This window comes from Caballeronia sordidicola, from assembly GCF_002220365.1.
GTDB lineage: Bacteria > Pseudomonadota > Gammaproteobacteria > Burkholderiales > Burkholderiaceae > Caballeronia > Caballeronia sordidicola_C.
Genome location: NZ_MTHB01000165.1, coordinates 37663 through 51527 on the forward strand (window position 1 = coordinate 37663; position 13865 = coordinate 51527).

Sequence of the window (13865 nt, forward strand, 5' to 3'; positions counted from 1 at the left end):
TCAATGTCCTTCCTTGGCCGGGGCAGCCGTGCCGCCTTGGCCACCATTGCCGCCGTTGCTGTCGCCGTCGTGTTCGTGGTGCGGCGTACCCTTGTCGTGACTGATCTTGCTGATCACCACAAAGAACATCGGGATCATGAAAATTGCCAGGAAGGTTGCCGTCAACATCCCACCGATCACGCCCGTACCAATGGCGTGCTGGCTCGATGAACCCGCGCCGTTACTCACTGCAAGCGGCAACACGCCGAGAATAAATGCCAGCGAGGTCATCAGAATCGGGCGCAACCGCAAGCGCGCCGCTTCCATTGCCGCTTCCACCGTGGTCCTGCCCTGACTGCGCAGATCGCGTGCGAATTCCACGATCAAAATTGCGTTCTTCGCCGACAACCCCACCGTGGTCAGCAAGCCAACCTGGAAGAACACGTCGTTTTCCAACCCGCGCAAAGTAGCCGCGAGCAAGGCGCCCAAGATACCGAGCGGTACGACCATGATCACCGAGAACGGAATTGACCAGCTTTCATACAACGCGGCAAGACACAAGAACACGACGAGAATCGAGATACCGTACAAGATTGGCGCCTGCGAACCCGACTGCCGTTCCTGCAGCGACAAGCCGGTCCATTCGTAGCCAATACCCGCCGGCAATTTCGCCGCAATCGCTTCAATAGCCTGCATGGCCTGACCCGTCGACTTGCCTGGAGCCGCCGCACCCTGGATTTCCACCGCGGAAATACCGTTGTAGCGTTCGAGCTTCGGCGAACCGTAGATCCATTCGCCTGTTCCGAATGCACCGAACGGAACCATTGCTCCAGCGCCATTGCGCACGTACCACTTGTTCAGGTCTTCCGGGTTCATGCGGAACTGCGCGTCGCCCTGCACGTAGACCTTCTTGATCCGGTTATCGACGTCCAGGAAGTTGTTCACGTACGACGAAGCCCATGCGATCGAGAACACCTGGTCGATGGTCGCCGGCGACAGGCCCAGCGCGTTCGCCTTCTCGCGATCCACGTTCACCTTGAACTGCGGCGTGTCGTTCAGGCCGTTAGGACGAACCTGTGCGAGCGTCGGGTCCTTTGCAGCCATGCCGAGCAGCATGTTGCGCGCTTCCATCAGCTTCGCGTGACCGAGACCCGAGCGATCTTCCAACTCGAAGTCGAAGCCCGAAGCCGTACCCAGTTCCGGAATGGACGGCGGGTTGACCGGGAAGATCATCGCGTCCTTGTAGCCTGCGAAGTGCCCGAACATGCGTCCGACGAGCGCGCCAACCTTCTGGTCCGCATGCTGGCGCAGCCCGTAATCCTTCATCCGCACGAACACGAGGCCCGAGTTCTGGCCGCGACCCGCGAAGCTGAAGCCATTCACCGTAAAGACCGCTTCGACGATGTCTTTCTGGTCCGTCAGCAGCCAGTTGGTCACGTCGGCAAGCACCTTGGCCGTGCGCTCCTGCGTCGAACCCGCCGGCGCCTGAACGAGCACGAACATCGTGCCCTGGTCTTCGTCAGGCAAGAACGACTTCGGCAGGCGCACAAACAGAAAACCGACCGCGACAATCACCACCAGATAGATGATGAGCCAACGCCCGGAGCGCTTGATCACGTGCTCCACGCCGCTGTGATACTTGTCCTGACTCTTTGCGAAAGTGCGGTTGAACCAGCCGAAGAACCCCTTCTTCTCGTCGTGATGACCCTTCTCGATTGGCTTCAGGAGGGTCGCGCACAATGCCGGCGTCAAAATCAACGCGGTCAGCACGGACAAGATCATGGCCGCGACGATGGTCAGCGAAAACTGCCGGTAGATCGCGCCCACCGAACCGCCCGAGAACGCCACCGGCACGAACACGGCCGACAGCACGAGCGCCACGCCGACCAGCGCGCCGGTAATCTGGTCCATTGCCTTGCGGGTGGCATCCCTTGGAGAGAGGCCCTCCTCGGCCATCACCCGCTCGACGTTCTCCACCACCACGATTGCATCGTCCACCAGCAAGCCGATGGCGAGCACCAGCCCGAACATGGAGAGCGTATTGATGGAGAAACCCACCAGCCCCATGACCGCGAAGGTACCCAACAACACGACCGGCACGGCGATGGTCGGAATCAACGTGGCCCGCAGGTTCTGCAGGAACAGGTACATCACCAGGAACACCAGCACGATCCCTTCGATCAGCGTCTTGACCACTTCTTCAATAGACAGCTTCACGAACGGCGTGGTGTCGTACGGATACTTCACGACCAGGCCCGGCGGGAAGTACTTCGACAGGTCGTCGATCTTCGCGCGCACGGCCTTCGCCGTGTTCAGCGCGTTGGCGCCCGTGGCGAGCTGAATACCGAAACCGGCGGTCGGCTGACCGTTGTACTTCGTGTCGAAGTTGTAGTTCTCACCGCCCAGCTCGATGCGCGACACGTCCTTCAGCCGCACTTGCGAGCCATCCTGATTCACCTTCAGCAGGATGTTGCCGAACTGCTCAGGCGTTTGCAGCAGCGTGGCTTCCGTAATGGTCGCCTGCAGCATCTGGCCCGGCACTGCTGGTGTGCCGCCCAAGCCGCCGCCTGCCACCTGCACGTTCTGTGCGGCAACCGCGTTCGTCACATCGAGCGGCGTCAATGCGAAGTTGTTCAGCTTGGTTGCATCCAGCCAGATCCGCATGGCGAATTGCGAGCCGAACAACGTCACCGTGCCCACCCCGTCGATACGGCTGATCGGATCTTCGACCTTCGACGCCACGTAGTTGGCGAGGTCGTAACGGCCCATGCTGCCGTCTGTGGAGACGAACGCCATCACCATCAAGAAGCTGCTGCTCGACTTCGTCACCTTGGAGCCAAGCTGCTGAACGGCTTGCGGCAAGAGCGGCGTCGCGAGTTGCAGCTTGTTCTGCACCTGCACCTGCGCGATGTCCGGATTCGTGCCGGCCGCGAACGTCAGCGTAATAGTGGCCGTACCGGAGTCATCACTGGTGGAAGACAGGTAGAGCAAGTGATCGAGGCCACTCATCTGCTGCTCGATCACCTGCGTTACCGTGTTTTCCACCGTGCTGGCGGACGCACCCGGGTACGTAGCACTGATCTGAATGGCTGGCGGCGCGATCGTCGGATACTGCGCGACCGGCAAAGTGAAGATCGAAGCGATCCCCGACAGCATCAGAATAATGGCGATCACCCACGCAAAAATCGGGCGATCGATAAAGAACTTTGCCATGAAACAGGCTCCCTTTTATTGCGCCTGACTACGCGCCTGATGCCGCGGATGCGGGTGCCGGATTGCTCGAAGCCGCCGCGCCGCTTGCGCCAGCGTCCGCTGCCGCCGGAGCCGCGCCTGACGCCGCGCCCGGAGCAGCACCGGAAGCCGGTTGAGCCGCCTCGGCCGGAAGCTGTGCATCGACAGGCTTGACCGTTGCACCTGGCCGCGCTTTTTCCGTCCCCTGCACGATCACGCGATCGCCCGGGTTCAGGCCGCTATCCACAACCCACTTGTCGCCGTAGGTACCCGACGTCACCAGCTGGCGCAACGCCACCTTGTTGTCCGGACCGACCACGAGTGCCGTCGGCTGGCCCTTCTGGTCATGCGTCACGCCGACTTGCGGGACCACCAGCGCCTTGTCGTTCACACCTTCGTCGATACGCGCTCGCACGAACATGCCCGGCAGCAGCACGCGGTCCTTGTTCGGGAAAATCGCGCGCACCGTGACCGAACCGGTGCCCTGGTCCACGCTCACGTCGGAGAACTGCAGCTTGCCCGGTTCCGAAAACGTACGGCCGTCCTCCAGGATCAGCGTGACCTTGGCGGCATTGACGCCACCGGTCTGCAAGCGCCCTTCCTGAATGTCGCGGCGCAGCTTCAGGCCGTCCACGCTCGATTGCGTCAGGTCGACATAAACCGGATCGAGTTGCTGAACCGTGGTCAGCAGCGTAGCGGCGCTAGCCTGCACGTAAGCGCCAGGCGTGACCTGCGACAAACCTGTGCGACCCGTGATCGGCGACACTACGTCCGTATAACCGAGGTTGATCTGCGCGGTGTCGACAGCGGCCTTGCCCGACGCAACGTCGGCCGCGGCTTGACCTTGAGTTGCCACGGCGTTGTCGTAGTCCTGCTTGCTGACCGCGTTTGCCGCGACGAGGATCTTGTAGCGCGCCGCCAGGGCGTTCTGGGTCACCAGATTGGCCTGCGCCTTGGCGAGCGTTGCCTTGGCGGTATTCAGGGCCGCGATGTACGGCGCCGGATCAATCTTGTAGAGCCGCTGGCCCGCCTTCACTTCCGCGCCTTCCGTGAATTCACGGCGCAGCACAATGCCGTCGACCCGTGCACGAACCTGGGCGACGAGGAATGCGCTCGTGCGGCCAGGCAGTTCGCTCACGACAGGAACAGTGGTGGGTTGGACAGTGACGACCCCGACTTCGGGTGTCTGGGGCGGCGGTGCTGATGGTTTTTGTCCGCAGGCTGCAAGAATCACGGCAGCCGTCGCGGCACTGATTAAGCGGAATGGAACCCGTTCGACGCGCATGGAGCGACCTCTGTCAAAGACTGAGATTGAAATAAGTGCGCGGCCGCCTTCTACGGGCGGGCCGCTACGAGCGTCTGGAGACGCTTTACCAGTAACCAGTGGGCGCAAAAACCGGTGGCCCGACCATCATTCGTCCGCAGCGCCTGGAGCCGTCTCTGTGTACGGCTGCCGCTGACAACGGCCAAGGGACGGGCCACGCGGACGGACGGCGGAATGAAAGCTGTGTCGGATATTAACCGGTCAGTGCTACTTGGGCTATCGTTGGACGGATGGTATTGTATATACATTCACGGACGAACGTAAAAGAGACGATCGTACGTGAACAAGAGCAGTGCGAGGGGAATCGTCTCGAAGGACTGGCGAACGATGAACAAAAGCATGACGTCGCTGCAGTGCAGTATAAGACGGCGGTAACTCTACCGCTTGGCAGGCAAGCTGGAACCCACGAAATAATGGTCAGACGAACCAAGGAAGAAGCGGCAGAGACGCGCAATAGTATTCTCGATGCAGCAGAACGGGTTTTTTTCGAGAAAGGCGTTTCGCGCACCACACTGGCCGACATCGCGCTGGAGGCCGGCGTTACGCGCGGCGCAATCTATTGGCACTTTGCGAACAAAGGCGACCTGTTCACCGCCATGTTCGACCGCAGCCTGTTACCGCTTGATGAACTGATCCAGGCAACGCTCGACACCAAGGAGGCCGATCCGCTTGGCCGGATCCGCGACATCTTCATCTGGTGCATGCGCAATATCGCGCTCGACGAGCAGCGCCGGCGCGTATTCGACATCCTGTTTTTAAAGTGTGAGTTCGTGGAAGACATGGGGCCGGTGCGCGAACGGCATCAGACGAACATGCGCGAGGGGAAAGAGAACATCGAGCGCGGACTGCGCAATGCGGTTGATAAAGGCCAGTTGCCGGCCATGCTCGATACGCACCACGCCACCACCATCCTGCACGCGCTCTTCACCGGCATTCTTTACGATTCGCTGATGTGGCCCGAGAGCATCGATCTCAAGAATGACGCCGAACGCCTGATCGATTCCTGTTTCGACGTCATGCGCTACAGCCCCCACATGCTGCTGCATCCAGACAAATCCATTTAGTCGGGCCTCGGGTCAGCCGGGTGCACGCACAGTGCTACCGCAGACCGTAGCGCTGCGCGAGAAACAGGAACACGGCGACACAGCAGATCATCGCGGCCCACGCCCATGCGGGCAGGCTGTGCGGATGCGGATGGCGAGGCGCGTGACCCGGTAGCCGGTGGCGCAATACGCCGCCAATCGCGTCGGCCGTCGCCGCCGCGCGGGACTTTTCCGTTGCCGGGGTGGCGTGCCGGGAAAACGCCGCCGACATGGAGATCGGCCGCAAGAACACATGGCGGCGCGAAACCGCCGGTTCGGGCACAACCGCGGACGGCTGGCCATGCTTTGCGCGCACGACTTCGCAGAATTCGATAAAAAAATCGTCGGCGACTTCCCGCAGCGAGTTCTCGATCTGGCGTGCCGGCAAACCTGCCAGCGGGCCGGTAAGCGTCGCCCAGACGGTGTATTCGATCCACGTCGATGCGCCGTTCGCGTCCGGGATCAGCGCCACGGCGATTTGTCCGCGCAACGATCCCACGCCTTCGCCGCGGGCCTTGAAACTGAGGGTTTGCGCGTCGACATCGCCGGATTGGCCATCATGGCGCGGCAAACGGGTAGCGTCGGCAACGTGTGCCCGGATCGTGTAGTGCGCCCGCAACGCGCCAAGCGGGACCGTCAAGCGCAACGTGTATTCGCCGCCGGCCAGACGCACCAGGGATTCGCAGTTATCGATACTCGCGCGCACGAGCGCAAGATCTCCCAATGCCTCGCGCACCTGAGCGGGTTCGAGCGGAATGCGTAAGGCATCGGCTACTTCCATCGGGCCCTCCCCAGCATGGCGCCCACTGTTTTCATTTCGACCTGGCGTGTCAGGTACCCGCCGTCTCGTCGATACGATCGATTCGCGACGGATAAAACGCCAGATAATTTTTGATTTGCGCGACGCCTTCGTTCGGCTGCTCGTAACTCCACACGGCGTTTTCGATGGGACCATCCTCGGTCAGCAGATGGTAGTACGTAGCGTCGCCCTTGTAAGGGCAATGTGAGGTATGCGTGGATTTCGAGAGGCGCGCCGTGTTGACATCGGCTCGCGGGAAATAATGCACCGGATCGAGGCCCGTTTCGATCAGCGTCAAGGCCGCATGGGTGTCGGCGAACGTCACGCCCTGATGAATCACGCGATGGCGCCGCGTATTCAGCGAGATTTCAATGTGATGGGTGTCGGTGCTCATCGCGCGCTCCCGGTACCAAAAAAACGAAACGGCCGCCGCCGTGTTTGCAGCAACGACATAAAAAAGCCACGGGTTTTCCGGGACCCGTGGCTTTCATTATGAGACAACTTCGCGGTGCTTGTGCAAGCACCGCTAACGTCTTAGGCACCGGCACCACACCCTGGAGCACATTTAAAGGATTGCCGCAGTCCTTTGTTTCATATGCGGTTTTGCGTACGGTGGCTCACCGCGGCGCATGGTGCGTCTGATAGTGTTTGAACGTTTACTGCATGGACCAGTGGAAATCAGCCTTCGCTCGACCGTTGCCGGCCACCGTCACCCCTTGCTTCTTTTCCGAATCCTTGTAGCGGGCATAGACCGTGTAATGGCCTGGCGGCAGCTTCACCAGCATGTAGGGGCCCATTGCGTCGGTCTTGAGTACTTCACCGTTCTTTGCATCGGCAATCCGCACATGGACGTCAGAGAGATAGTCTGACGTCGGCCCCGTGAATCGCAACGAAAGCGGCCAATGCGCCTGCTCGCGAATGAGCGCGTGCGATTCGTCCAGCCCCACGCCACCGGACGTGAACGACACGTCGCCTTGCGTCTGGATCTGCGGAAGCCCACCGCCGTTCGTATTGCCGGCGCTGCTCATGTCGCTCGTTCCGCCGCCCGCAGTCTGGGCGAACGCGCCGCCGGCCATCCCGAACGTCATCACGGCTGCCAGTACGGCAATGGACGCGTTCCTCACGGCAGGCCGGCTGTGTTTAGTCAACGCGCCCGTGTTTCTCTCGGTAGTTGCTTCAATCGCTGCGTTAGTCGTCTTGGTCATCGTGATCAGCTCCTTATGGACTTCAGACGCCTTGATCGGCGTTCCGCTTGTCTCCCGCCGTCCAGCGCGCGATGTTTTGGACAGTCGGGCCAAAGCGGTTCGGGAGAGAAACTATGAGCACGGTTCATGCCTGCATCCCACCCTATTTTTCCAGGGCGGCGCGCTGCGTGCCGCCCTGCTCCTGCATCGCCTGAAGTTCAGGCGATATTCACATCACCCGGCAATCAGCCCAGATCCACCGGCACGAAGATCTGCGCATCGTCGCGCTGGATCAGCAACGCGATGCTGTCGCCAGCGTGAGCCACCATCGTCTTCAATTGCTCCACGCTCGTGACAGGCTGGCCGTTGACCGCCAGGATCACATCGCCGGCCTGGATGCCCGCGCTTTCCGCCGCGCCGCCCGACTGTTGCACGAGCAGACCGCGAGACAGCGACGCGCTTTGCTTCTCTTCAGGCGTCAGCGGCCGGACAGCGACTCCCAGCCGCGCATCCTGCGATGCCGAATCGGCCTTATCCCCACCCTGGCCCGCGCTCGCGGTCTTGGCATCGGATAACGTGCCCACGGTCACGCTCAGGTCCTTCGTAGCCTTGTCACGCCAGACCTGCACCTTCGTCGTGGTTCCCGGCGCGAGCGCCGCCACCTGCGACGGCAACGCGTTCGAATCCGCAACCGGCTGGCCGTTGACAGAAAGGATCACGTCGCCGGGCTGCAGGCCGGCCTTGGCCGCCGGACCGCCCGCTTCGACCGAACTCACGAGCGCGCCATTCGGGCTTTGCAGGCCGAACGACTTCGCGAGCGTCTGGTCCATGCCCTGGACGGTCACGCCAAGACGGCCGCGATCCACATGGCCGGTCTTCACCAGCGCGTCTTTCACCTTCATGGCTTCATTGATCGGGATTGCGAACGAAAGTCCCTGGAAGCCACCGGTCTGCGAATAGATCATCGAATTGATGCCGATCACTTCGCCTTGCAGATTGAAGAGCGGCCCACCCGAGTTACCTGGATTCACCGGCACGTCGGTCTGGATGAACGGCGTGTAGTTCTCGTTAGGCAACGAGCGCGATTTCGCGCTGATGATGCCGGACGTCACGGTGTTGTCGAAACCGTAAGGCGAGCCGATTGCGACCACCCACTGGCCGACCTTGCTGCCGTTCGGGTCGCCAATCTTGACGACCGGCAGGTTCTTCGCATCGATCTTCAACACGGCGACGTCCGACTGCTTGTCCGAGCCGATTACTTTCGCGCGGTATTCGCGCTTGTCGGTGGTCTTGACCGTGACGACGTTCGCGCCGTCGACCACGTGTGCGTTGGTCAGGATGTAGCCGTCACTGCTCACGATAAAGCCTGAACCCAGGCTTTCGCTGGGGGTATCGGACGCGTTCTGGCCGTCGTTGCCGCCCATGCCCGGCACGCCATTACCGTAGAAATGCTTGAAGAACTGGTAGAACGGGTCGCTCGGATCGATCGGCAATTGCGGATTGCCACCGCTTGCGCCACCGTTCATGCCATTGCGGCGCGACGCGGTCTTGACCACGTGTTTAGCGCTGATGTTGACGACCGCCGGGCCGTAGGTTTCAACCAGCCCGGAGAAATCCGGAATACCGGTCTTCGCAGCGGCTTCGGCCGGCATCATCGCGGCTTGTGCCGGCGTGATGACCTGCGGTGCCGGGACATTCCGGTTTCCGGCCACGTAACCCGCCGACAAGGCGACGGCAACGGCTACCGCAATGGCGCTGCGGGAAATGATCTTCGCTTTCATCGTGTGCTCCTCGGGGATGCGCTTCAGAATGAAACGAAGAGTACGGGGCGCCGCTTAAAGGGCACTTAAACCGGGGTAGTTAAAGCAGATCTGAATTGAATGGAGACGAGCAAACCCCCGCTTTTCGATTCGGCAAGCGAAACTTTCGCGTCATGCTGCACCGCGATCCGGCGCACGATCGCAAGGCCCAGGCCGCTGCCCGCCACGTCCGTGCGTGCCCGGCTCGCGCCCGTTCCCGCGCGATAAAACCGGTCAAACACACGCTCGCGTTCGTCGGCCGGGATACCCGGGCCGCTGTCGGCTATTTCCAGTGTGGGATTGCCGTCTTTCACCTGCAAGCAGACGTCCACCCGCCCGCCATCAGGCGTGTATTTCGTGGCGTTATCGATGAGATTGTTGAACATCACGCGCAACGCATTGGCGTCGCCGGAGATAGTTGCCGGTTCGCTCGCCTCAATGCCCAGGTCGACACCGCGCTGTTGCGCGACCAGCACGGACGCGCCCACGCATTCGTCCAGCAGCGCGTGCAGGTCCACCGGCTTGGTCTCGCTCTTGCCGTCAGGTTCCGAGCGCGCGAGCGCAAGCAGTTGCTCGGCCAGGCGCGTGGCGCGCGTGATGCCCGCTTGCAGGTCGTCGAGCGCTTCCTTGCGCGACGCGTCGTCCTTTGCGCGCGCCACCAGCTGCGACTGGATCTGCACGGCGGCGAGCGGCGTGCGAAGCTCGTGCGCGGCGTCGGCGACGAAAGCCTTTTGCGTATCCAGCGCGGTTGCAAGACGAGCGAGCAACGCGTTCAAAGCGCGCACAACGGGTACGACTTCTTCCGGCAAACGGTTGTCGGGTAACGGCTCCAGCGCTTCGGGATGACGCGTGTCGAGCGCGCGCGTCACACGTTGCAGCGGCTTCAAACCCCGTCCGACGATAATCCATATCGCCATGCCGAGCAGCGGCAACAGCACCACGAGCGGCCACAAGGTTCGCCACGCGACACCTGCTGCCAGCCGGTTGCGGATGGACAGCGGCTGCGCGAGCTGGACGACGTTGTCGCCGACAATCGCGCTATAGACACGCCATACGCCTCGCGGCGTGGCTTCGGTGGAAAAGCCGAGTTCGGCGTGAGGAGCCAGCGGCACGCGCGGGTGCGAGTAATACATGAGCACGCCGTTGCGGTTCCAGATCTGGATCACGACGCCTTCGTCGCTGTCGCTGCGCGATTGCAGCACCGACGAAAACGGCTCCGACGGCAGCGCGGCCGCAATCTGCTCCAGTTGGTAATCGAAGAGTTCGTTCGCTTCAGCCAGCGCCTGACGGTAGATCAGCCAGCCCGCAAACCCCACGCCGACGATCACCAGTGCCAGCAGCCAGACCAGCAATTGGCGGCGAATGGAATGCATCAGGCTTCCTTCGACACCATATAACCCAGTCCACGAACGTTGCGGATAAGGTCGGGCCCAAGCTTTTTGCGCAACGAATGGATGTAGACCTCGACCGTGTTGCTGCCGATTTCCTCACCCCAGCCGTAGATTTTCTCTTCGAGCTGGCTCTTCGATAAAACCGCGCCCGGGCGCGCCATCAAGGCTTCGAGCAGCGCGAACTCGCGGGCGGACAACGCTACGGCGTTGCCCTCCAGCGTGACCTGGTGGCCTACGGGGTCGAGCGTCAATGCGCCGTGGCGGATCAGGGAGTCGCCGCGACCAGCGTGCCGCCGGATCAGGGCACGCATGCGAGCGCCCAGTTCGTCCAGGTCGAAAGGCTTGACGAGATAGTCGTCGGCGCCGGCGTCCAGGCCTTTTACGCGGTCGGCAATGGCGTCCCGGGCGGTGACTATCAGCACGGGCAGTGCGTTGCCTTTTGCTCTCAGGCTCTTGAGGACATCGAGGCCGTCGCGTTTCGGCAAGCCCAGGTCCAGCAGCATGAGATCGTAAGGTTCGCCGCCTACCGCCGTCAGGGCGGCTTCACCGTCCTGCACCCAGTCCACCGCGAATCCGTCGCTGCGCAGCGCCTTGCGGACGCCCTCCGCAATCATTCTGTCGTCTTCTACCAGTAGGATTCGCATCGGTTTGGGTCACGGCTTGTCTTGGCTTTGCAGCCCGGACGTTCATTCTAGCCGGGACGGGTCAAGGCGGGCTTAAAGGGGCCTTAAGACAACAGGAGCCCATTTTCCCTCGCCCTTTCAACGCGCCCTTTCAACGCACCCTTTCAACGTGCCGCGCTGAACCCGCCGAAGAACGCCCGCGCATTCGCCTCAAGCGTATCGATGTGATACCCACCCTCCTGCACGATCAACGTCGGCAACGTCAGCGCGCCAATCGCGCCGCCCAGCCTGCCGAATCCCTCGGTCGTCACCGCGACCGTCGACTGAGGATCGTCCTTGTAGATATCAAAGCCCAGCGCCAGCACCAGAACATCCGGCTGGAAGCGCTCAAGCACACGCGTGGCGGTATCGAGGGCATCGAAAAACACCTCCTCCGATGAACCATGCGGCATCGGCAAATTCACGTTGTAACCCTCGCCGGCCGCCTCGCCGCGCTCGTCGTCAAAACCGGCCACGACCGGGTAGAAATTCGTCGGGTCACCGTGAATGGAGACATACAGCACGTCGCTGCGGTCGTAGAAGATTTCCTGCACGCCTTGACCGTGGTGCATGTCGGTATCGAGGATGGCTACGCGGCCATACTTCGCACGCAGCGCCTGCGCCGCGATTGCCGCATTGTTGAGGTAGCAGAAACCGCCCGCTGCTTCAGCACGCGCATGATGCCCCGGCGGCCGGCACAACGCATACGCCTCGCGCGCGCCGTCCAGGATCGCGTTCGCTGCGCCAAGCGCGCTTTGCGCCGACCAGTAGGCAGATTCGTATGTGTCGGGGCCGACCGGGCAACTGCCGTCGGCGAGATAGCGCGCTGCTTGTCCAAGCACGCCGCGCAACGGATTGTTCTCGCGGATATACACATTCGACATTACTTCGTCGCCCCATTCGGCCGGCACCTTCTTCCACTCACGATGCGCTTCCTCAAGAAATCGCAAGTAGTTCATGCCGTGCACGGCGGCGAGCGGTGCAGCGCCAAGGTCGGCGGGTTCGCGGACGTCGAATCCGAGTGCCTTCGACGCCTCGACCAGCCGCAACGCGCGCTCCGGAATTTCCTGCGGCGTGCGCATCTGACCACGCGAAAGGTATGTCCGCGGATGATGTTTGAGTTGCGAAGGATGGAAGTAAGTCAGCATTGCCGGGTCCTAGTTACGCGTGCACCGTCGCACTGATTACTGCGCGCGCCAGTACTGCATTGATCAAAACATTCGCACCGCACGTGACGTCTTCGGGGAGCGCATCCTCGGCTTCGTTGTGCGAAAGGCCATCTACGCACGGGATGAAAACCATGGCCGTAGGCACGTGCCGCGCTAGGTGGATAGCGTCGTGACCCGCGCCGCTGACAATACGCTCGTACGCGTAGCCGAAGCCTTTCGTGGCTTCTTCCACAAGATCTACGCATGCGGAATCAAACGGCGTGGCAGGGCTTTTCCAGTACGTTGCAATCTCGGTTTCAAGACCTCTTTGCGCGGCGATCCTGCCGAAGGCCGTGCGCACTTCGTGTTCCATCGCGTCAATTTGCGTATCGTCGGGATGACGCAGGTCGACGGTGAACGCAACGCGCCCCGCAATGGTGTTACGCGATGAATTCGGCACGTCCACCTGGCCGATCGTGACCAGGCCGAGCGGCGCAAACCGTTGCGCGATGGCTTCGAGTTCAAGCGCCATCGCCGCGCTCGCGAACATCGCGTCCTTCCGATACAGCATGGGCGTCGTGCCGGCGTGGGCGGCCACGCCCGTCACGTCGACATCAAGCCAGCGGATCGCCTGACCACCCGTGACAACGCCGATAGGATGGCCGTGACTCTCCAGAATCGGCCCTTGTTCGATATGCGCTTCGAAATACGAATCGACGTCTTGAACGCCGAGTCCGCGTGTTCCCGCGCAACCGCTCTCGTTCAAAGCTTCCCGCAACGTTACGCCGTCTGCGTCCTTCGTCTGCAATGCAGCCTCCAACGGCGTCGCGCCGACAAACACCGCCGAGCCGAGCATGGCCGGCGTGAAGCGCGCGCCCTCTTCGTTCGTCCACGAGACAAGCTCAATGGGCTTTTCCGTCAACACGCCGTGATCGTTCAACGTGCGCACCACTTCGAGCGCGGCCAGAACGCCATAGACGCCATCGAAGCGGCCGCCTTCCGGCTGCGTATCCAGATGACTGCCGATCAGCACGGGTTTCGCGTTCGCATCCGAGCCGTCACGACGCGCGAACAGGTTGCCCACTTCATCGGTACGCACCGTCATTCCCGCTTCGCCGCACCACGTGGCGAACAACTCGCGGCCGCGCCGGTCTTCTTCCGTCAACGCAAGGCGCCGTACGCCGCCTTTCGGTGTCGCGCCGATTTTTGCCATCTCCATCAAGCTCGCCCACAGGCGCGGGCCGTCGATCTTCAACATGATTCGTT

11 protein-coding genes are annotated in these 13865 nt (G+C 61.8%); 1 reads left to right on the plus strand and 10 read right to left on the minus strand.

Going from position 1 to position 13865, the window contains the following annotated elements:
• Together BSU04_RS24275 and BSU04_RS24280 are read right to left on the minus strand one after the other, a co-directional pair.
• Complete coding sequence (locus tag BSU04_RS24275; RefSeq protein WP_089162966.1) at positions 1 to 3192, minus strand: efflux RND transporter permease subunit; 3192 nt, start codon at positions 3190 to 3192, stop codon at positions 1 to 3.
• A 28-nt stretch (positions 3193 to 3220) separates the two neighbouring features.
• Complete coding sequence (locus BSU04_RS24280) at positions 3221 to 4495, minus strand: efflux RND transporter periplasmic adaptor subunit (protein ID WP_089162967.1); 1275 nt, start codon at positions 4493 to 4495, stop codon at positions 3221 to 3223.
• Positions 4496 to 4947: 452 nt separating this feature from the next.
• Here BSU04_RS24280 and BSU04_RS24285 point away from each other — a divergent pair, with 452 nt between their 5' ends.
• Positions 4948 to 5598 carry a TetR family transcriptional regulator gene (locus BSU04_RS24285; RefSeq protein ID WP_089162968.1) on the plus strand — a complete coding sequence of 217 codons (651 nt, stop codon included), beginning with the start codon at positions 4948 to 4950 and terminating at the stop codon, positions 5596 to 5598.
• Between the two features lie 34 nt (positions 5599 to 5632).
• On the opposite strand, the gene BSU04_RS24290 is transcribed toward BSU04_RS24285, so the two are convergent.
• The 8 genes from BSU04_RS24290 to BSU04_RS24325 all read right to left on the minus strand — a co-directional run bounded on the left by BSU04_RS24290 (position 5633) and on the right by BSU04_RS24325 (position 13857).
• Positions 5633 to 6397, minus strand: a complete 765-nt coding sequence (locus BSU04_RS24290) for a CoxG family protein (RefSeq protein WP_089162969.1) — start codon at positions 6395 to 6397, stop codon at positions 5633 to 5635.
• Positions 6398 to 6446: 49 nt separating this feature from the next.
• Positions 6447 to 6809, minus strand: a complete 363-nt coding sequence (locus tag BSU04_RS24295) for a DUF427 domain-containing protein (protein WP_089162970.1) — start codon at positions 6807 to 6809, stop codon at positions 6447 to 6449.
• A gap of 262 nt (positions 6810 to 7071) precedes the next feature.
• On the minus strand, positions 7072 to 7503 hold the full coding sequence (locus tag BSU04_RS24300) for a carboxypeptidase-like regulatory domain-containing protein (protein WP_089163080.1): 432 nt from the start codon (positions 7501 to 7503) through the stop codon (positions 7072 to 7074).
• A gap of 341 nt (positions 7504 to 7844) precedes the next feature.
• Positions 7845 to 9380 carry a DegQ family serine endoprotease gene (locus BSU04_RS24305; protein WP_089162971.1) on the minus strand — a complete coding sequence of 512 codons (1536 nt, stop codon included), beginning with the start codon at positions 9378 to 9380 and terminating at the stop codon, positions 7845 to 7847.
• A gap of 65 nt (positions 9381 to 9445) precedes the next feature.
• Complete coding sequence (locus BSU04_RS24310; protein WP_089162972.1) at positions 9446 to 10771, minus strand: sensor histidine kinase; 1326 nt, start codon at positions 10769 to 10771, stop codon at positions 9446 to 9448.
• On the minus strand, positions 10771 to 11433 hold the full coding sequence (locus BSU04_RS24315; protein ID WP_089162973.1) for a response regulator: 663 nt from the start codon (positions 11431 to 11433) through the stop codon (positions 10771 to 10773). Before BSU04_RS24315 ends, BSU04_RS24310 begins: the two co-directional genes overlap by 1 nt.
• 143 nt (positions 11434 to 11576) lie before the next feature.
• A complete protein-coding gene (locus BSU04_RS24320) occupies positions 11577 to 12599 on the minus strand; it encodes a histone deacetylase family protein (RefSeq protein ID WP_089162974.1) in 1023 nt (340 codons plus the stop codon).
• A gap of 13 nt (positions 12600 to 12612) precedes the next feature.
• A complete protein-coding gene (locus BSU04_RS24325; RefSeq protein ID WP_089162975.1) occupies positions 12613 to 13857 on the minus strand; it encodes a Zn-dependent hydrolase in 1245 nt (414 codons plus the stop codon).
• Positions 13858 to 13865 lie beyond the last annotated feature (8 nt).

Bases quoted from the DNA above. Each gene is read 5' to 3' on its own strand.
- BSU04_RS24275 (WP_089162966.1), bottom strand. From the start codon at position 3,192: ATGGCAAAGTTCTTTATCGATCGCCCGATTTTTGCGTGGGTGATCGCC.
- BSU04_RS24280 (WP_089162967.1), bottom strand. From the start codon at position 4,495: ATGCGCGTCGAACGGGTTCCATTCCGCTTAATCAGTGCCGCGACGGCT.
- BSU04_RS24285 (WP_089162968.1), top strand. From the start codon at position 4,948: ATGGTCAGACGAACCAAGGAAGAAGCGGCAGAGACGCGCAATAGTATT.
- BSU04_RS24290 (WP_089162969.1), bottom strand. From the start codon at position 6,397: ATGGAAGTAGCCGATGCCTTACGCATTCCGCTCGAACCCGCTCAGGTG.
- BSU04_RS24295 (WP_089162970.1), bottom strand. From the start codon at position 6,809: ATGAGCACCGACACCCATCACATTGAAATCTCGCTGAATACGCGGCGC.
- BSU04_RS24300 (WP_089163080.1), bottom strand. From the start codon at position 7,503: ATGACGTTCGGGATGGCCGGCGGCGCGTTCGCCCAGACTGCGGGCGGC.
- BSU04_RS24305 (WP_089162971.1), bottom strand. From the start codon at position 9,380: ATGAAAGCGAAGATCATTTCCCGCAGCGCCATTGCGGTAGCCGTTGCC.
- BSU04_RS24310 (WP_089162972.1), bottom strand. From the start codon at position 10,771: ATGCATTCCATTCGCCGCCAATTGCTGGTCTGGCTGCTGGCACTGGTG.
- BSU04_RS24315 (WP_089162973.1), bottom strand. From the start codon at position 11,433: ATGCGAATCCTACTGGTAGAAGACGACAGAATGATTGCGGAGGGCGTC.
- BSU04_RS24320 (WP_089162974.1), bottom strand. From the start codon at position 12,599: ATGCTGACTTACTTCCATCCTTCGCAACTCAAACATCATCCGCGGACA.
- BSU04_RS24325 (WP_089162975.1), bottom strand. From the start codon at position 13,857: ATGTTGAAGATCGACGGCCCGCGCCTGTGGGCGAGCTTGATGGAGATG.